Source organism: Kitasatospora sp. NPDC001527, from assembly GCF_040298605.1.
Taxonomy (GTDB): domain Bacteria; phylum Actinomycetota; class Actinomycetes; order Streptomycetales; family Streptomycetaceae; genus Kitasatospora.
This window is the reverse complement of sequence record NZ_JBEPAM010000004.1, coordinates 45,471-62,094: the sequence shown is the minus strand read 5'-3', so window position 1 is coordinate 62,094 and position 16,624 is coordinate 45,471. Positions and strand designations below refer to the sequence as shown.

General features: G+C 75.8%; 17 protein-coding genes. 10 read left to right on the top strand and 7 right to left on the bottom strand.

Annotated features, from left to right (window positions below; all coding sequences use genetic code 11):
- Window positions 1-2 precede the first annotated feature (2 nt).
- Entirely contained in the window at window positions 3-740 is a 738-nt protein-coding gene (locus ABT238_RS05635; RefSeq protein ID WP_350571341.1) for a hypothetical protein, read from the bottom strand.
- Window positions 741-819: 79 nt separating this feature from the next.
- Between ABT238_RS05635 and ABT238_RS05630 the strand changes: the two genes are divergently transcribed.
- The 4 genes from ABT238_RS05630 to ABT238_RS05615 all read left to right on the top strand — a co-directional run bounded on the left by ABT238_RS05630 (window position 820) and on the right by ABT238_RS05615 (window position 4,162).
- Window positions 820-1,167, top strand: coding sequence for a GntR family transcriptional regulator (locus ABT238_RS05630; RefSeq protein WP_350755622.1), 348 nt, complete (start codon window positions 820-822; stop codon window positions 1,165-1,167).
- Complete coding sequence (locus tag ABT238_RS05625; protein ID WP_350755621.1) at window positions 1,164-2,156, top strand: DUF1648 domain-containing protein; 993 nt, start codon at window positions 1,164-1,166, stop codon at window positions 2,154-2,156. Before ABT238_RS05630 ends, ABT238_RS05625 begins: the two co-directional genes overlap by 4 nt.
- Window positions 2,157-2,366: 210 nt before the next feature.
- Window positions 2,367-3,392: a permease gene (locus tag ABT238_RS05620; protein WP_350571336.1), complete on the top strand. Its 1,026-nt coding sequence runs from the start codon at window positions 2,367-2,369 to the stop codon at window positions 3,390-3,392.
- Window positions 3,389-4,162: a TIGR03943 family putative permease subunit gene (locus ABT238_RS05615; RefSeq protein ID WP_350755620.1), complete on the top strand. Its 774-nt coding sequence runs from the start codon at window positions 3,389-3,391 to the stop codon at window positions 4,160-4,162. The genes ABT238_RS05620 and ABT238_RS05615 overlap by 4 nt, the downstream gene beginning before the upstream one ends.
- Window positions 4,163-4,759: 597 nt before the next feature.
- Here the strand turns inward: ABT238_RS05615 and ABT238_RS05610 are convergent.
- Window positions 4,760-5,545: a LysR family substrate-binding domain-containing protein gene (locus tag ABT238_RS05610; RefSeq protein WP_350571363.1), complete on the bottom strand. Its 786-nt coding sequence runs from the start codon at window positions 5,543-5,545 to the stop codon at window positions 4,760-4,762.
- A gap of 67 nt (window positions 5,546-5,612) precedes the next feature.
- On the opposite strand from ABT238_RS05610, the gene ABT238_RS05605 reads away from it, so the two are divergent.
- Together ABT238_RS05605 and ABT238_RS05600 are read left to right on the top strand one after the other, a co-directional pair.
- Window positions 5,613-6,047 (top strand): DUF5997 family protein, encoded by a 435-nt coding sequence (locus ABT238_RS05605; RefSeq protein WP_350571334.1) that lies wholly within the window; start codon window positions 5,613-5,615, stop codon window positions 6,045-6,047.
- A gap of 355 nt (window positions 6,048-6,402) precedes the next feature.
- Window positions 6,403-7,131, top strand: coding sequence for a transglycosylase family protein (locus tag ABT238_RS05600; RefSeq protein ID WP_350755619.1), 729 nt, complete (start codon window positions 6,403-6,405; stop codon window positions 7,129-7,131).
- Window positions 7,132-7,174: 43 nt separating this feature from the next.
- Here the strand turns inward: ABT238_RS05600 and ABT238_RS05595 are convergent, their stop codons facing one another.
- Window positions 7,175-7,591: a cupin domain-containing protein gene (locus tag ABT238_RS05595; protein ID WP_350571332.1), complete on the bottom strand. Its 417-nt coding sequence runs from the start codon at window positions 7,589-7,591 to the stop codon at window positions 7,175-7,177.
- Window positions 7,584-7,910 (bottom strand): SgcJ/EcaC family oxidoreductase, encoded by a 327-nt coding sequence (locus tag ABT238_RS05590; RefSeq protein ID WP_350755804.1) that lies wholly within the window; start codon window positions 7,908-7,910, stop codon window positions 7,584-7,586. The genes ABT238_RS05595 and ABT238_RS05590 overlap by 8 nt, the downstream gene beginning before the upstream one ends.
- Window positions 7,911-7,913: 3 nt before the next feature.
- Here ABT238_RS05590 and ABT238_RS05585 point away from each other — a divergent pair, with 3 nt between their 5' ends.
- Window positions 7,914-8,177 carry a MarR family transcriptional regulator gene (locus ABT238_RS05585; RefSeq protein WP_350755618.1) on the top strand — a complete coding sequence of 88 codons (264 nt, stop codon included), beginning with the start codon at window positions 7,914-7,916 and terminating at the stop codon, window positions 8,175-8,177.
- Here ABT238_RS05585 and ABT238_RS05580 read toward each other — a convergent pair.
- A complete protein-coding gene (locus ABT238_RS05580) occupies window positions 8,167-9,207 on the bottom strand; it encodes an MBL fold metallo-hydrolase (protein WP_350755617.1) in 1,041 nt (346 codons plus the stop codon). The two genes, ABT238_RS05585 and ABT238_RS05580, sit on opposite strands and share 11 nt — an antisense overlap.
- 278 nt (window positions 9,208-9,485) lie before the next feature.
- Between ABT238_RS05580 and ABT238_RS05575 the strand changes: the two genes are divergently transcribed.
- From ABT238_RS05575 to ABT238_RS05565, 3 genes are read left to right on the top strand one after another with little or no spacing between them, the layout of a single operon-like run.
- Entirely contained in the window at window positions 9,486-10,589 is a 1,104-nt protein-coding gene (locus tag ABT238_RS05575) for an ABC transporter substrate-binding protein (protein WP_350755616.1), read from the top strand.
- Window positions 10,590-10,609: 20 nt separating this feature from the next.
- Window positions 10,610-11,455, top strand: coding sequence for a helix-turn-helix domain-containing protein (locus ABT238_RS05570; protein WP_350755615.1), 846 nt, complete (start codon window positions 10,610-10,612; stop codon window positions 11,453-11,455).
- A gap of 9 nt (window positions 11,456-11,464) precedes the next feature.
- Window positions 11,465-12,313, top strand: coding sequence for a GNAT family N-acetyltransferase (locus ABT238_RS05565; RefSeq protein WP_350571325.1), 849 nt, complete (start codon window positions 11,465-11,467; stop codon window positions 12,311-12,313).
- A gap of 802 nt (window positions 12,314-13,115) precedes the next feature.
- On the opposite strand, the gene ABT238_RS05560 is transcribed toward ABT238_RS05565, so the two are convergent.
- Both ABT238_RS05560 and ABT238_RS05555 read right to left on the bottom strand, forming a co-directional pair.
- On the bottom strand, window positions 13,116-14,459 hold the full coding sequence (locus ABT238_RS05560) for a M64 family metallopeptidase (protein ID WP_350755614.1): 1,344 nt from the start codon (window positions 14,457-14,459) through the stop codon (window positions 13,116-13,118).
- Between the two features lie 75 nt (window positions 14,460-14,534).
- A complete protein-coding gene (locus ABT238_RS05555; protein WP_350755802.1) occupies window positions 14,535-16,436 on the bottom strand; it encodes an APC family permease in 1,902 nt (633 codons plus the stop codon).
- Window positions 16,437-16,624 lie beyond the last annotated feature (188 nt).

The following is a 16,624-nucleotide window of genomic DNA, read 5'->3' as shown; positions in this document are numbered from 1 at the left end:
GCTCACCAGTCGGCGCCGATCCGGTCGGCGACCGCGAAGTCGGTCGCGCAGTCGGGGCAGGTGCCGTGGCCGAAGACATAGGTCAGCACACGGGCGAGCTCGGGCCGGCCGTCGGCCAGCGCGAGGCCGTGGAGGCGGCGGCCGATACCGTCCAGCTCGGCCGGCGCCGCCGGGCGCAGGGGGCGGGTCTCGACCTCGCCGGCCGCGATCGCGTAGTCGTCGGCGGCGGAGAAGAAGCCGCGCTCGCCGAGGGCGATGAACAGGTCGACCTCGCAGCCCGGGCAGGCCACCTGATACTCCTCGTTGAGGATCCCCCAGGCCAGCTCCTCGCTCCAGCCGTGGACGCCTTCGAAGCCCAGCATGGCCTCCAGGAGGTGGACGTAGTCGGTGGCGTCGGCGCCGCTCCGGAGGTGCCGGTTGACGGCCGCCAGCAGGACGGCGGTCTCCGCCGCGTACTGCGCGCGGACGTCACCCGCCCCGTGCGCCGGCCGGGCTCCGGCGATGATGGCGCCGGCCAGCAGCACGGCGTGGACCTCCTGCTCCCGGTCCCCGCCGCGAGCCTGTCCGGCCAGCCAGGGCAGGGCCGCGAGGCTGGCCGGGTAGACGCTGCCCTGGTGGCAGAGAGCCGACCACAGGTCGTTCCAGAGCTCGTCGGTCGGCGCCGAGGCGATCCGGTCCAGCAGGTCCGGGATGTCGTCGGCGGGGCCGTAGGCGTGGCTGAGTCGGGACCAGTCCGTCATTCCGGGATCCAACCAGACCGGCGGACCGGCACCGTCGGCGGGGGCCGGACGTGCGGATGGCGCTACTCTCACTAGCACCATGTTGCTGAAGCTGGAGGCCGGGAACACGCGGCCGTTGCACGAGCAGGTCGCGGGGGCGATCCGGCGGGCCGTCGGGGAGGGGGAGCGCGCGCCCGGGGAACGGCTGCCGCCCGCGCGGGAGTTGGCCGCCGCGCTCGGGGTGAACGCGAACACGGTGCTGCGGGCACTGCGGGCACTGCGCGACGAAGGGGTGCTGGAGTTCCGCCGGGGGCGCGGCGTCACGGTCGCGCAGGGCGCCGACCGGCGGGCCGAACTGCTCGACGCGGTACGCCGGTTGGTCGCGGACGCGGCGCACGCGGGCTTCGGCAGGGAGGAGCTCGTCGAGATGATCAGGGGGCTGGAGTGAGCGACGGTTCACAGCGGGATCCGCAGAGCCGCGGCGGAACGGCCGGGCGGGCGGGATGGGCCGTCGGGGTCCTCGGGGTGCTCGCGCTGCTGCTCGGCCTGCCCTGGGCGGCCCGGGGCCGGCTGCCGGAGCCCGTGGCGACGCACTGGGCCGGAACGCACCCGGACGGTTCCACGTCGCTGACGGCCGCGGCGCTGTTCCCGGCCGCCGTGTGGGCCGTCGCGGCCGCCGTCGCCACGGGCGCCCGGTGGCACGGCGGGGCGCAGGCCCGGCTCTGGTCCGCGGTCGGCCTGGCCTTCGGAGGCGCGCTGCTGACAGGCGCCCAGACCTCCATCGTCTCGGCCAACCTGGACCACCCGAGCTGGCAGGAGGCCCGTTCGCCGGACATCGGGGTGGCACTGTCCCTGCTGGCGGCGGTCTCGGCGGGCCTGGCGGCCTGGCGGCTCACCCCGCACGGCGACCCGGGACCGCGCGCCGCGACGGCCGCCGTCGGGCCGCGGCTCGAACTCCCCGCCGGCCGGCGCGCCGTCTGGATCTCCCGGGCGGTCAACCCCTGGCTCGGCCTGCTGGCCGCCGTCGCCGGGCTGGGCGCGGCGGGATCGGCCCTGGCCGCCTTCGCCGGGCTGGGCGGTCCGGCCTGGGCGCTGACCGCGCCGCTGGTGGTCGTCGGGCTGGCGGGGGCCGGCTGTTCGTCGGTGCGGGCGCGGGTCACCGAGCGGGGCCTGACCGTGGCGTTCGGCCCGCTCGGCCTGCTCTCCCGGCACTGGGCGCCGGAGGAGATCGCCTCCGCCCGGGCCGAGCAACGCACCCCGGCCCAGGTGGGCGGCTGGGGCTACCGGTTGAGCGGGCTGGGCACCACGGTGATGCTGCGCCGCGGCGAGTGTCTGGTGATCCGGCCCCGCACGGGCGCCGACTTCGCGGTGAGCGTGGACGACGCCGAGCGCGGCGCCGCCCTGCTGAACGCCGTGATCGCCCACCGGAACACCTGAACCCTTCCATCAACATGTGTGTGCGGACGACGACTTGACGTTCAGTCAGCCGTTGGGGGGAACGTCCCCGGGAAGCGGGCGAAGGCCCTAGATGAAAGTGATTATCAACGCTACTCTGCCTCCGGGCTCACCGACTGACGGTGAGCAGACAGGACCTGCCGTCCGCCCGTACCCCGCGGCGGGCGGCCGGCGAGCTGAGGAGCGGTCACCGTGGTGGAGACGAGTCTCGGCAGCGTCCGACAGCCCCCGGCGCCACCGGCGTTGACCGCGCCGCGCCACCGGCGCACGGGCCCGCGCAGCCTGCGCACCGGAGCGCTGCTGCTGCTCGCGGCGGCCGCCGCGCCGGTGCTGGCCCGGACCTGGGACACCGGCGGACTGCGCGCCTGGCGCACGCTCCTGGTGGCCGTGGTGGTGCAGGGGCTGCCGTTCCTGCTGCTGGGCACGGTCGTCTCGGCGGCCATCGGCGCGTTCGTCCCGGCCCGGGCCTTCGCCCGGCTGCTGCCGCGCAACCCCGCCCTGGCGGTCCCGGTGGCCGGGGTCGCGGGCGCCGTGCTGCCCGGCTGCGAGTGCGCGTCCGTCCCGGTCGCCGGCAGCCTCATGCGGCGCGGCGTCGCCCCGGCCGCCGCGCTCGCCTTCCTGCTCGCCGCACCCGCCGTCAACCCGGTCGTGCTGGTGTCCACCGCGATCGCCTTCCCCGACGCCCCGGAGATGGTGCTCGCCCGGCTCGCCGCCTCGCTCGGCACCGCGCTCGCGATGGGCTGGCTCTGGATCGCCTTCGGCCGCCCCGACTGGCTGCGCCTTCCCCCGGGCCCGGCCGAGCACGGCGCCGGACGCCACCCGCTGGACGAGTTCCGGCGCGGCCTCCAGCACGACTTCCTGCACGCGGGCGGCTTCCTCGTCCTCGGCGCGGCCGCCGCCGCCACCTTCAACGTGCTCGTCCCGCCGTCCCTGCTGCGCGCCTTCTCCGACTCGCCCTGGCTCGGCGTCCCGGCACTCGCGGTGCTCGCCGTCGTCCTGGCCGTCTGCTCGGAGGCGGACGCCTTCGTCGCCGCCTCGCTCACCGGCTTCTCCCCCACCGCCCGGCTGGTGTTCCTGGTGGTCGGCCCGATGGTCGACCTCAAGCTGATCGCCCTTCAGTCCGGCTCCTTCGGCCGCGCCTTCGCCGCCCGGTTCTCCAGTGCGACCTTCGTGGTCGCCGTCCTCGCCGGCGTCCTGACCGGAGGGATCCTGCTGTGACCGCCGCCGCCCTCACCCGCCTGCGGAGGCTCGCGCCGCCGCTGCTGCTCGTCCTGCTGGGGACCGCGCTGCTGCGGATCACCGTGGGCAGCGACGTGTACCTGCGGTACGTCAAGGAGGAACTGCGGCTCCCGCTGGTCGCCTCCGGGGTGATCCTGCTCGGCCTGGGCGTCGCGGGCGCGGCGACGCGACTCGCGCCGCACGGCGGCGGGCACCGCGACCACGACCACGGGCACGACCACGGGCATGCCCACGGGCACGGCCCCGGGGTGGCGTGGCTGCTCGCCCTACCGGCGGTACTGCTGCTCTGCCTGACCCCGCCCGCGCTCGGTTCGTTCACCGCCTCCCGCGCGGACACCGACGCCGCCGTCGACCCCGGCGCCTACCCGACGTCGCCGCTCGCCGACCTGCCCACACCGCTGCCACTGTCGCTGGGCGAGTTCATCGCCCGCAGCCGCGACCCGCGGCACACCCTGGCCGGCCACCCGGTCCGGCTCACCGGCTTCGTCACTCCCGGCACCGCGCCCGGCGAGTGGTACCTGAACCGCCTGGTCGCCCACTGCTGCGCCGCCGACGCCCGCCGCCTGCGGGTCCTCGTGCACGCCGACGGCCCCACCCCGGCCACCGACAGCTGGGTCGAGCTGACCGGCGTCTGGCACCCCACTCCGGCCGCCCCCGCCACCACCCCGCCCCGCCTCGACGCGACCGCCCGCCACCCCGCACCCCACCCCCGCACCCCCTACCGCGACACCCCGCCCCCACCCGCCTGAGCGCGCGCCTGACCCTGGGCCGGGAGGTCGCCCCGGCTGCGACGACTCGATCACCAACACCCACCTGCGCGGCCCACCGCAGAGGCGCCCGCGACCTGCGTCGGGCACGCCTCCCCCCACCGGCACGACCTCGCCCGGACCGCCCTGAACCAGCAGGCCGGACCACCCGTCCGCCGGCCCGCGCCCGGCCCCTTGCGACCAGCTTCAGCTCCGGCCACCGCCTGCCGATCACGATCTGCGGCGGGCCCACCGGCAACGGCGCAGCGGCGTGCTCCTCCGTGGCCACCACACGGAATGCCACACACCGGCGAGCCGCCAGGCGCGCAGCCTCGTCCCGCGCCGTGACGCGCCGCCGGACCGGACCGGGCTCGCGGTCGAGGACCGCCGGCCGCCGCAGCGGGCCATCGGGCGTTCCCGGCTCCCGCCGACCGCACCCGAACGCCCGGTGCGGCGCTGCGAAGGCGCCGCACCGGGCGAATCGGTCCATGTCGACGTCAAGAAGCCCGGCACCGCAGCCGGACCTCCACCGGCGGCGCCAGACCATGGCAGGACCCGCCCGCGCCGAGCCGCCGACGGGCGGCGGGCCAGGGCGGAGGGTCAGCCTCGGCGCTTGGGGCGGCCTCGGCGAGGGGTCGGCGAGGAGCCGGAGCCGCCGCGGGAGCGAGCGCCTCCGGTGCTGCGGCTCGGGGCCGGGCGGCCGCCGGCCTTGCCCGCGGCCTTCGCGGTGCCGGCCTTCGCGGAGCCGCCGGGCTGCTTCGCGGGGGCCGGGGCGGCGGTCTGGCCCCGGCCCCGGGAGCTGTTGACCGTCCGGCCGCGGACGATGCCGATGAACTCCTCCACCAGGTCGGTGGTCCGCTCCTCCAGCCAGGACAGCGCGATCCGGGACTGCGGGGCGTCCGTCATCGGCCGGTAGGTGAGGTCCCGCCGGTGGTGCAGGCGCGCCAGCGACTGCGGGACGAGCAGCACGCCGACGCCGGCCGCGACCAGCTCGATCGCGTCCGCCGTGGTCGCCGGGCGCTCGATGGCGGGCCGGCCGGGCAGCTGCTCCCACTCGAGCGTGTCGTCGAGCGGGTGGAAGACCACGTCCTCGGCGAGGTCCTCGACGGTGACCTCCTCGGCCGCCGCCAGCCAGTGGTCCTTGGGGAACACCACCACCGTCGTCTCGGTGTACAGCGGGATGGCGCTCAGGCCGGTCCGGTCGACCGGCAGCCGCACCAGCCCCGCGTCCGCGTCGCCCGCCCGCAGCGCCGGCTCCCCGGCGGCGGCTTCCACCGCGACCAGGGCCAGCGGAACGTCCGGCAGCCGCTCCGACCAGACGCGCGCCCACTTGCCGGGGGTCACTCCCGGGACGTACGCCAGCCGGAACGAGGGTGTCACCTGCATCTCTGTCACGCGACCAAGGCTACCGACCGTGACAGGGGGCGTCGGCCGCTCGCTTACCCTGGTGACCATGACATCGCTCAAGCAGAAGACCACGCAGACCATGAAGCCGGCGACGGCGGCGAAGAAGCTCGGGGTCTACCTCGGCGCCACCCCCGCCGACTTCCAGTCGGGCGTGATCTCCCGCGAGGAGCTCACCGCCCTGCAGACCGAGCCGCCGCAGTGGCTGCAGGACCTGCGCCGCAACGGCCCGCACCCGCGTTCGGTGGTGGCCTCGCGGCTCGGCGTCTCGGCGTCGGGCCTGGCCCGCGGCGGCGTCACCGAGGCGCTCACCTCCGAGCAGATCGAGGCGCTGCGCGAGGAGAACCCGGAGTGGCTCCGGCGCGAGCGCACGATCCAGGCGGAGGTCCGCAAGGAGTCCGTGCGGATCAAGGAGAAGCAGGAGAAGGAGGAGAAGCGGCGCAAGCAGGCCGCCGCCGCGGCCGAGCGCCAGCAGGCCCGCTGACCTGCGGCGTTCCGGCCCGTTCGCACACGCTTCTCCCACGGCCCCCCGGCGTCCGCGCCGGGGGGCCGTCGTCTGTCCGGAACGGCCCGTACGGCCTTCCGGGGCCCGTCCGAAATCCACCCGAATGCCGCACATCAACCGGACGTCGAGCGGTTCGGGCCCGCGCGCACGAGGCTCGGCGCCGACGGTGGCCACGGGACGGGAGTGCGGCCGGGGCCGGTCGGGTGGTGGCGCGGGGCCGGCCGGGTGACCCCGCCGACGTGTCGGCGACGGGACGGCGCCCCCGGCGTGCGTCGGTGGGAACGCGCCGCCCCCATGCGGTGCACGCCCTTGTCCCCGGACCTGAGAGCCGCCCATGCCCCCCACCGCGCACCTGCGCCGCCTGCTCCCCACCGCCGTCTGCACCCTGGCTGCCGCCGTCCTCGCCGCCCCCGCGGCGCACGCCGCGCCACCGGGTCGGGGAGGTGGGGCGGGCACCGATCGGGGGGCCGTGATCGACTGGGACCGGGTGGCCGCCTGCGAGAGCAGCGGGAACTGGCACGTCAACACCGGCAACGGCTACTTCGGCGGCCTCCAGTTCGACCAGCCGACCTGGCGGGAGAACGGCGGCCTCGCCTACGCGCCGCGCGCCGACCTCGCCAGCCGCGAGGATCAGATCGCCGTCGCCGAACGGCTCGCCGAACGGCGCGGGCTCACCCCGTGGCCGGTCTGCGGCTCCCGCGCCGCCCGCACCAGCGAGCGGCCGCCGGTCGGCAAGCGGCCGGTCGCCAAGGAGACCGGCAAGGAGACCGGCCGGGAGAACACCGACCGGGAGCAGCCGCCCGTCGACGAGGAGGAGGAGACCACCGGCGGGGCCCCGGCCGCCGCCCCGCCCCCGGCCGACACGACCGAAACAGGCACCGGTACGGAAACCGGAACCGGGAGCGGGATCTGGACGGTGCGCCCGGGCGACAGCCTGGACAGCATCGCCGAGCTGGCCCGGATCCCCGGCGGCTGGCCCGCGCTGTACGAGCGGAACCGCGCCGTGCTCGGCGAGGACCCCGACCTCATCCAGCCCGGTCAGGAGCTGGTCCTGCCGCTCTGACGCCCCCCGTGCAGCCCCCGCCCGCCCCGGGCGCGGTCACCGCTCAGCCCACCGTGGGCTGCCAGGGACCGCGCTCGGGGCGGGCCTCCGTGGTCGAGCCCTCCGGCCAGGGCGGCATGGTGACGGCGACGATCCGCAGCGGGCCGGGGCTGTCCTCGTCGGCGCGGAACTGGAAGGCCGTCCCCAGCGGCACCGAGACCGCCGTCCCCACCCGCAGCGCGTCCACGCTCTCCCGGCCGGCCTGCCGCCGCCAGATCCGCCCGCTGCCGCCCGTGACGTGCCAGAGCTCCTGCACGGTGGTGTGCGACACCGCGCGCGTGACGGCTCCGGGGGCGAGCTCGAAAACCGCCTGGCTGCCGAGGCCGTCCAGGGCCAGCAGCGGCCGGACGACGGCGCCGTCCGGTGCGAGGACGACCGGGGCGTCCCCGGCCTCCGTGGTACGGAACGGCTGCTCACCCATGCGAACCCGGCCCCTCTCGGCTCCGGCGGGCCCCCGCCCACCCTCGCCGCCGATGGGACCACACCCCCGGCCGGCCCGCCAGGCCGACCGTCGTCACCACGGCCGTGTCGGGGCCGGGGAAGCGGATGCCGGTGACCTCCAGGACCAGCCGGGCGTCCCACGGGAAGCTCGTGAAGAGCGCCTGGTGGGCCCGGCCGATCTCCGGCCCGCCTCGGTGGACGGTCCCGACGTGGGTGACGTCGGTCGCGTCGACCGTGAACAGTGCGCCGTACGCCGTTCCGTCCCCCCGGTCCCAGGCCTCGCAGGCGCTCGTCGGCAGGGCGTGGACGGCCTCGGTGTCGGCGCCACCGACCTCTGTGCGCTCCCGGCGAGCCGGGCTCCCGGACGGGCCTCACCACCGGCCCGACGGCCCGACGGCCCGACGGCCCGGCCGATCGACCGGCTGGAGCGGGCCGGCTACGTCCGCCGCCCGCCGCCCCCCGAGGACCGCCGCAAGGTGATCGTCGAACCGGTCGGGTGCCTCACCCGCGCCACGACCGCCTGCCGGCGGGCCGCCGAGAGCCTCCGGGGCGGCGTCAGCGGGTGAGTTCCGCCACCGACCAAGGCCCCACGAAGGGCCGGTTGAGGTGCGCGGTGGCGAGGACGGCGCCGGTGCGGCGGGCGTCGTCGAGCAGCTGCTCGCGGCTGCGGCGGGCCGTCGCGGGATCGGCCTCGTGGGCGTAGCGCACGGCGGGTGAGGCCAGTTGGACGGCGTGGACCAGCACGTCCCCGGTGACCAGCAGCCGCTCGCCGCCTCCCTCGACCAGCACCGACTGGTGGCCCGGCGTGTGCCCGGGGGTCGGCAGCAGGGTGACCGCGCCGCCGGGGCGGGCCCGGCCGGAGAGCACCGTCCGGCCGTCGGCCTCGTACAACCGCCCGGCGCGGAGCAGCGGTTCGACGACGTACGTGCGCGCCGTCCTGGTCGGCCCGAGCGCGGCGACCTCGGCGCGCTGCACCAGGTAGCGGGCGTTCGGGAACACCGGCACGCCCTCGGGGGTGACCGACCAGCCGTAGTGGTCCTCGTGCAGGTGGGTCAGGACCACCGCCTCGACGTCCCCCGGGGCGATCCCGGCCCGTGCGAGCACCGCGGGCAGCCGGCCGGGGACGGGCGCCCAGCCGGAGGCCGGGCTGCCGACCGGGCCGATGCCGGTGTCCACCAGGGTGACCCGGCCGCCGGGGCGGCGCACGGCGTAGCAGCGGAAGTCCAGTTCCCAGGTGTCGCCGGTGCCGAACGCCGCCGGGTCCAGGCGCCGGGCGCGCTCCCAGTCGGCGGCGGTGGCGTCGGGGAAGGCCGCCTGACGGGTCGCCGGGAAGGTGCCGTGCGCGTCGAGCAGGGCGAGCACCTCGTACCGGCCGAACCGCCGCACGGCGACGGCGGCCGGGGCGGACGGCGCCTCGCCGGTGGGCGTCCCGGCGGCGGGCGCGGCGGCGGCGGCGAGCGGCCGGAGCGCCACCGCGCCGGCGAGGGCGAGCGCCCCGCGCAGCACCCGGCGGCGGCCGGGCGCGGAAGAGCCGGCGGTGGCGGCGGTGCCGGCGGTGCCGGCGGGCATGGCGGCGGAAATGGTCGGATCGTTCACCGGGACTCCTCGGGCAGAACGCTGGACAGCACGGGGGCCGACGGACCGGGCCGGCGCCCCGACCCCCGTACGGGGCGCCGGCCACCTCCACCCTCCCGCCGTACCCGCCCCCGCGGCTTGTCGTTTCTTGCGCGATCCGCTCCCCTCCCGGCAAGCCGCCGATAATCGCTTGCCTTCCGGCGGCGGCCGTGGTTGCAATGTCCGGCATGATCACGGGCCTCGGCACCCTGCGGTCGGGGCCCGTCGCCACCGCTACGCCACCCGGGAGACGCCGACCCATGAGCACGCCATCATCGCGACCCGCCACAGCACCGAGCGCGGAACCGACCGCGGGACCGTCCGTCCGGATCGGCGCCCTCGTCCCGCTGACCCGCCCCGGCTGGGTCGAGGCCGGCCGGCACCTGCTCGCCGGACTCCGGCTCGCCGTCGACGAGGTGAACGCGGCCGGCGGAATCGCCGGACAACCGCTCGACCTGCTGGTGCGGGACACCGCGGCCGACCCCCAGCGGGCCGCGGCGGCCGTCGACGAACTGGCCGGCCTGGGCGTCGCCGCGCTGGCCGGGGAGTACCACAGCGTCGTCGCCCGCACCGCCGCCGCCCGGGCCGACGCCCTCGGCCTGCCGTTCCTCTGCTCCTCGGCCGTCCTCGACGCCCTCACCGACCAGCCGACGGAGCGGGTCGCGCGCCTGGCGCCCGCGCAGTCCCACGGCTGGCGGGTCTACGCGGACTTCCTGCTCGGCGCGGGCCACCGCCGGATCGCCGTGGCGGCCGAGCCCAGCGTCTACTGGGCGTCCGGGGCCCGCATCCTGCGCGAGCGGCTGGCCCCGCGCGGCGGCACCGTCGTCGAGCTGGACGCGCGGGCCCTGGCACCCGACGCGCTGTGCGAGGCACTCGTCGAGAGTCGTGCGACGGCCCTGCTCCTGCTGGTCGGCCACCCGGAGCCGGCCGTGCCGGTCGTCCGGGCGGTGCGCCGCGATCCCCGCCTCGCCGGTCTCCTGGTCGGCGCCCCGGCCGGGCAGCCCGAGTTCGCCGAGTGGCGGACGCTGCTGGGCGGCGACGGCGCCGCGGTCCCGTTCCTGCGCTACCTGCCCGAGCGGCTCGGACCGCTCGGCGCGCGCGTCGGGGCGGCGCTGCGGGAACGGCTGGCCGAGGCGCCGTCCTTCGTCGCCTTCGAGGGCTACGACACGGTCGCCGTGCTCGCCGAGGTGCTGCGCTCCCCGGGCACGGGCTGGGAGGACGTCGAGGTGGAGGGCACCCGGGGGCGGATCCGGTTCTCCCGGGTGCCGGGCATCGGCGTCCGGCAGTGGGCCTGGCCGCCGGTTCAGGTCGTCGACCGGGATCCGGACCGCCTCGACAACTTCCGTGTGCTGCATACCGGTTGAGGGGCCGGTAGGGTTCGGCCATGGGGGTGGAGCGCACGAGCCTGCTGAACGGGGACGACCTGTACGTCGCCGACGTGTCCTGCCAGGACCCGCCGCGCGGCTGGACGGAACTGCGGCCGGCGCCGGTGTTCGGACTGGTGCTGGTGCGGAGCGGGATGTTCCGGGGGCGGGCCGACGGGGTCGATCAGGTACTGGACCCGGCCTGCGTCTACGTCGAACGGGTCGGCTGCGAGCAGCAGTTCGCCCATCCGTGCGGCGGTGACCGCTACACCGAGCTGGTGCTCTCCGAGCCCCGGGTGGCCGAACTGCTGGGCGGCGACCCGGAGGTGCCGCCGGGGCTGGTGTTCACCGCACCCCGGACGGCGGTGGCACACCGGCTGCTGATCGCCCGGGCGCGCGCCGGCGCGGACTCCTTCGAACTCGCCGAGCAGGCCCTGGCGTTGGCGGGCGAGGTGCTGTCCTCCTTGGCCCCGGCCCGGGTCCGCAGCGGCCGGCCGGCCCGGGACGCCGAGCGCCGGCGGCTGGTGGACGCCGCCCGGGCGGCCCTGGCGGCCGACCTCGGACTCGGCCTGGACCAGCTCGGGCGGTCGGTCGGCTGCTCGCCGCACCACCTGAGCCGGATCTTCCGGGCCGCGACCGGCGAGGGCATCGCCCGCTACCGCAACCGGCTGCGGGTCGCCCTCGCCCTGGAGCGGCTGACCGAGGGCGAGACACGGCTCGCCCTCCTGGCCCACGAGTTGGGGTTCAGCGACCAGGCGCATCTGACCCGGGTGGTGCACCGGACCGCCGGCCTGCCACCCGGCCGCCTGCGCGCGCTCCTCGGCCCGGGCGGCCCGGGCGGCCGGGGGCCCGGCGGGCGGGCGTAGGCTCGGCGGGTGCCCTCGACCTCCGCGCCCGTTGTCCCTTCCGCACCCTCCTCCGTCCCTTCCGTCCCGCTGACCAGCCTGCACGACCGGGCGGAGCTCGCCGGCCGCTTCGGCCGCGACCCGGAGCTGCACCTCTTCGAACTCGGCGACCTCGACGAGCCGTTCTGGTCGCACACCGCCTGGTACACCACCTCGTCGGACGGCCCGGTGGCACTGCTGTACACGGTCGGGGAGGTGCCCACCCTGCTCGGCCTGGCCCGGCCCGAACGCACCGGCGAGCTGGCCGGGTTGCTGCGGGCGATGCGGCCGGTCCTGCCCCGCCGCCTGCTCGCCCACCTCACCGACGGCGGGCTGGACGCCCTCGCACCGGACTTCCGCGCCGAGCACCGGACGGCGATGCTGCGGATGGCGCTCACCGACCGCACCGCCCTCGCGCCCCACCTCGGGCGCGGCACCGGCCCGGTCACCCCCCTCGGAGCGGCGGACCTGCCGGACCTGCTCGCCCTCTTCGCCGCCGGGTACCCGGGCAACTGGTTCGACGAGCGGATGCTGACCACCGGCCCCTACGTCGGAGTCCGCGACGACGCGGGCCGGCTGATCGCCACGGCCGGCGTGCACGTGTCCTCCCCCGAACGGCGGGTGGCGGTGATCGGCAACATCACCACCCACCCGGAAGCCCGCCGCCGCGGCCTCGCCGCCGCCTGCACGGCCCACCTCTGCCACCTCCTCACCCAGCGCGGCACCGCCCACATCGGCCTGAACGTCCGCGCCGACCACCCCACCGCCCTCCCCCTCTACCGCCGCCTCGGCTTCACCACCGTCGCCCCGTACGACGAAGTCGCACTCACGGCCCCCTGACCCGGAAGTTCGGCCCCGGGTAGCGGCAGCCATGCGAGCGCAGGAAGTCGGCCCCACCGACTTCCTGCGCCGAGGCAGGTCAGCACGTAACGGCCGGACGGGGGAGAGACGAGGCCAACAACCAAAAGCCGCCACTGCAGGCCGCAACACCCCGGCGGACACGGAAAGTCGAACCCGCCGACTTCCTGTGCCTCCCACGCCGGGCACCGGGGCCGATGCAGCGGCCGGTCACCACATGGCAAGCCAGGAACCGGCGGCGAGGACGGCAAGTGGGGCAACAACCACGGCCGCCAGAAAGGACAGCAACACCCCGGCGGGCATGGGAAGTCGGGCCCGCCGACTTCCCACTCCGACAACCGGCGCCTCCCACACAGGCGCCGGGGCCGGAGCGCTGGCGAGCCAGGCAGGACGGGGGGTGAGGCCCACGACTGCGGCTGTCGAGGCCAGCGGGATTGGCCTGGCCTGCCTAGGACGCCGAAACCGCCGACTTCCCACACCGGCAGACCAGCAGGCAGCAGCCCGGCAGGGACGAAGGGTGAAGCCATCGACCATGGACGTCGAGACGAGCGGGGATGCTCGGGCCGACGTTGGGAGTCGAAGACCGCCGACCTCCCATGCCGGAGTGATGCCAGGTCAGCACGTTGGGCGGGAAGTGACGGCAACGACCGTGGTGGGCGGGCCGGCACGGGAAGCCGGAAGCACCGACTTCCCGTGCCGGAGCAGTGGCGGGCCAGGCCAGGGTGGGGGAGTGGCACCGGTGGTGGGAGAGGTCGGAGGCGTCGGCTTTCGCCTGCCGGGTGGGTCAGCGGGTGGTGGGCCAGGAGAGGGTGGCGGTGAGGTGGGGGCGGAGGGTGGGGTCGAGGACGGCGGGGGTGGGGTCGGTGGCGGTGGCGGTGAGGGTGTGCACGCGGCCGGGCGGGCCGGGCAGCGGGACGGTGGCCAGGTTGACCACCGTACGGCCGCGCAGCTGCGGGAGTTCGCGGCCGTCCACCGACCAGGTGAGCACGGTGCCGGCGACCGGGAGGTCCACGGTGAGCCGGTCGGCGCGGGTGAGCGGGGTACCGGCCGGCGTGGGGCTGGTGAGCGGGACGGCGTGCCGGTAGAACCCGGCGATCATCGCCTCCCGCCCGGGCAGGTTGAACGCACGCCCCAGCGAGCGCATGATCGAGTTCTCGGTGGGCCGGTACAGCCCCTTCGGGTAGTAGCCGCCGCCCTCGTAGCTGCCGACCACTCCCCCGTCGGGCGAGGTCAGGCCGAGCCAGCGGTACCACTTGGCGTGGTCGCGGGCCAGCCGGTCGGCGGTGGACATGCTGATGTTGGACTCGTCCGGCTCGCCCAGCTCGGCCGGGTAGACGTCCTCGCCCTCGTAGAAGTACTCGTCGGCGAGCTTGCCGAGCGAGTGGCCGGTCTCGTGCACGGCGATCTGCCCGGCCCGCGGGTTGCCGCCCGCCACGGTGGCGATGCCGTCGTAGCCGAGCGGGGAGGCGACGTTGTAGCCGGCGCCGCCGTACTTGGCGGTGTTGGCGACGACCAGGACCAGGTCCGCCTGCGGGGCCCTGGCCGCGTACGTCCCGACGGCGTCGGTGTCGACGCAGAGCAGTCGCTCGATGTCCTCGCACCAGAAGTAGGAGCCGAGGGCGGTGTTGCGGACGGTGGAGCGGTCCGGGTCGCCGGTGATGCCGGACTCGGCGGAGACGGTGGCGACCGCCCAGACGTTGAACAGCCCGCGGTAGGCGGCGTAGGGCTCGACGGCGCTCAGCTCCTGCCACTTGGCGGCGGCGTCGGTGCGGAACTTCTCCTGCTCGGCGGCGGTGTAGCCGTCCCCGATGACGACCACGTCGACCTTGCCGGCCGGCTCGCCGCTGCGCAGGAGCGACGTGACCTCGCCGTCCCCGGCGGCGGGTGCGAGTGCGGGCCGGCCGGCCAGGTACGGGGAGGCGGCGGGCGCGTCGGCCCGGCCGATCGAGCCGTCCTCCCCGAACACCTCGACGTGGTGCCGCGCACCGGTCGACGGCGCGACGACAGCGGTAGCGACAGGGGCAGCGGCAGGGGCAGCGGCAAGAGCGGAGGCGGCCGGGGCGCCGCCGAGGGCGGCGAGCGCGAGGGCACCGGCCAGGGCGATCGAACCCAAGCTGCGATGGCGCACGGATGTTGCTCCTCTGCGGGGCGGGGCCGATGGGTCCGCCATGTTAGGCACCTGACGACCCGTCGGCACAACCCCTCAGCCGACGTGCACCCGGGGCCTCCGGGCCGGGTCCGGTTCGGCCTCCCGCAGCACCTCGCGGGTGACCGGAGCGACCTCGCCCTGGCCGAACAGGAGGAACCGCAGGAACTGGGCGAACGGGTTGCCCTCGGTCCACTCGAAGTAGATGTGCGGCTGCTGCCCGGTGCGGTCGCGGACGGTGAGCAGCAGCGCGGCGAGGGCGTTGGGCACGCTGGAGCTCTCCAGGCTGAGCACCCGGTAGCGGTCGTGCATCACCTCGCCGTGCACGGTGAGCACCGCCTCGAACTCCGACGGGTCACGGACCGTCACCTCGACGAAGACCAGGTCGTCCTCGGCGGGGATGTCGTTGTGGGCGCGGATCTGGTGCTTCTTCTCCTGGTACTCGGCGAGGTCGCGGCCCTTCGGCTCGTTGGCGATCAGCCGCAGCGGCCGGTGGGTGTAGTCGCGCACGAAGCGCTCGGCGGCCTGGTCGAGGACGATGTCGGTGACCCGCAGTTCGAAGGCGCGCTTGAGCCGGGAGAGGAAGGAGACGAGCATGATGGCCGCGATGAAGCAGGCGCCGATCTTCACGCCGTCCGGGCGTTCGGCGATGTTGAGGGCGGTGGTGTAGAGGAAGACGGCCGCGATGACCGCGAAGCCGATCGTCCAGCCGTGCTGGCGGGCGGCGCGGGCCGCGATGGTGACGGCGATGGCGGCGGAGCTGATCAGCACCAGGACGCCGGTGGCGTAGGCGCCGCCCTGGGCGTCCACGCTGGCGTCGAAGATCCAGGTGACCAGGAAGGCGATCAGGGTGAGCACGATGACCATCGGCCGCACCGCCTTCGCCCAGTGCGGGGCCATGCCGTAGCGGGGCAGGTAGCGCGGCAGCAGGTTGAGCATGCCGGCCATCGCGGAGGCGCCGGCGAACCAGAGGATGGCGATGGTGGAGAGGTCGTAGACGCTGCCGAAGGTGTTGCCGAGGTACTCGTGGGCCAGGTAGGCGAGCGCCCGGCCGTTGGCCTCGCCGCCCTTCTCGAAGGCCGCCTCGGGGATCAGCAGGGTGGTGATCAGGCTGGTGGTGATCAGGAAGACGCTCATGATCAGGGCGGCGGTGGTGAGCAGCTTGCGGGCGCCGCGGATCCGGCCGGTCGGCTTCTCCTCGGTGTCGTCCGGGTCGCCCTCGATGTGCGGCATGACGGCGACGCCGGTCTCGAAGCCGGACAGGCCGAGCGCCAGTTTGGGGAAGGTCACCAGGGCGACGCCGACCATCGCGACGACGTTGCCGTGCTCGGCGGTGAGGGCGTCGGCCCAGTCGGTGACCACGTGCGGGGACTCCAGGACGTGGTAGAAGCCGGTGACGACGACCACCACGTTGAGCGAGAGGTAGATCGCGACCAGGACGACCGCCAGTCCGATCGCCTCGCTGAAGCCCTTGAGGAAGACGCCGCCGAGCAGGGCGATCAGCACCAGTGTGATCAGCACCTGTTTGCCCGTCAGGGCGTCGTGCAGATGGGGGTTCTCGACCAGGTGGGCGGTGGCGTCCGCGGCGGACAGGGTGATGGTGATCATGAAGTCGGTGGCGGCGAAGCCGAGCAGGGCGAGGACGAAGAGCTTGCCCTGCCAGAACGACAGCAGGCGTTCCAGCATCGCGATCGAGCCCTCGCCGTGCGGGCTCTCCTTCGCCACCCGGCGGTAGACGGGCAGGGCGCCGCAGAGGGTGACGACGACGAGCACGACGGTGGCCACCGGGGAGAGCAGGCCGGCCGCGAGGGCGGCGATGCCGGGCTGGTAGCCGAGGGTGGAGAAGTAGTCGAGGCCGGTCAGGCACATCACCCGCCACCAGGGGCGGCTCTGTTCGGCGGGGGCCTGGGCGTGCGGGCCCGGGTGCTGCTTGGCCCGGTCGGAGAGGCCCTCCAGCAGCCAGGCGCGGAACCGGCCGCGGCCCGGGGCGCTGCGGCCGACCGATCCGGGGACCGGCGTCCCACGGCCCGGGCCGTGGGAGCCATGGGAGCGGTGGGAGCCGTGGGAGCCGTGGGAGCCGTGGGAGCCGTCCGCGCCGTCCGTACCCGAGGAAGCCACCCTGCACCCCTTGTCCACGGCCCCGAAGC

Bases quoted from the DNA above. Each gene is read 5' to 3' on its own strand.
- ABT238_RS05635 (WP_350571341.1), bottom strand. From the start codon at position 740: ATGACGGACTGGTCCCGACTCAGCCACGCCTACGGCCCCGCCGACGAC.
- ABT238_RS05630 (WP_350755622.1), top strand. From the start codon at position 820: ATGTTGCTGAAGCTGGAGGCCGGGAACACGCGGCCGTTGCACGAGCAG.
- ABT238_RS05610 (WP_350571363.1), bottom strand. From the start codon at position 5,545: ATGCAGGTGACACCCTCGTTCCGGCTGGCGTACGTCCCGGGAGTGACC.
- ABT238_RS05605 (WP_350571334.1), top strand. From the start codon at position 5,613: ATGACATCGCTCAAGCAGAAGACCACGCAGACCATGAAGCCGGCGACG.
- ABT238_RS05600 (WP_350755619.1), top strand. From the start codon at position 6,403: ATGCCCCCCACCGCGCACCTGCGCCGCCTGCTCCCCACCGCCGTCTGC.
- ABT238_RS05595 (WP_350571332.1), bottom strand. From the start codon at position 7,591: ATGGGTGAGCAGCCGTTCCGTACCACGGAGGCCGGGGACGCCCCGGTC.
- ABT238_RS05575 (WP_350755616.1), top strand. From the start codon at position 9,486: ATGAGCACGCCATCATCGCGACCCGCCACAGCACCGAGCGCGGAACCG.
- ABT238_RS05570 (WP_350755615.1), top strand. From the start codon at position 10,610: ATGGGGGTGGAGCGCACGAGCCTGCTGAACGGGGACGACCTGTACGTC.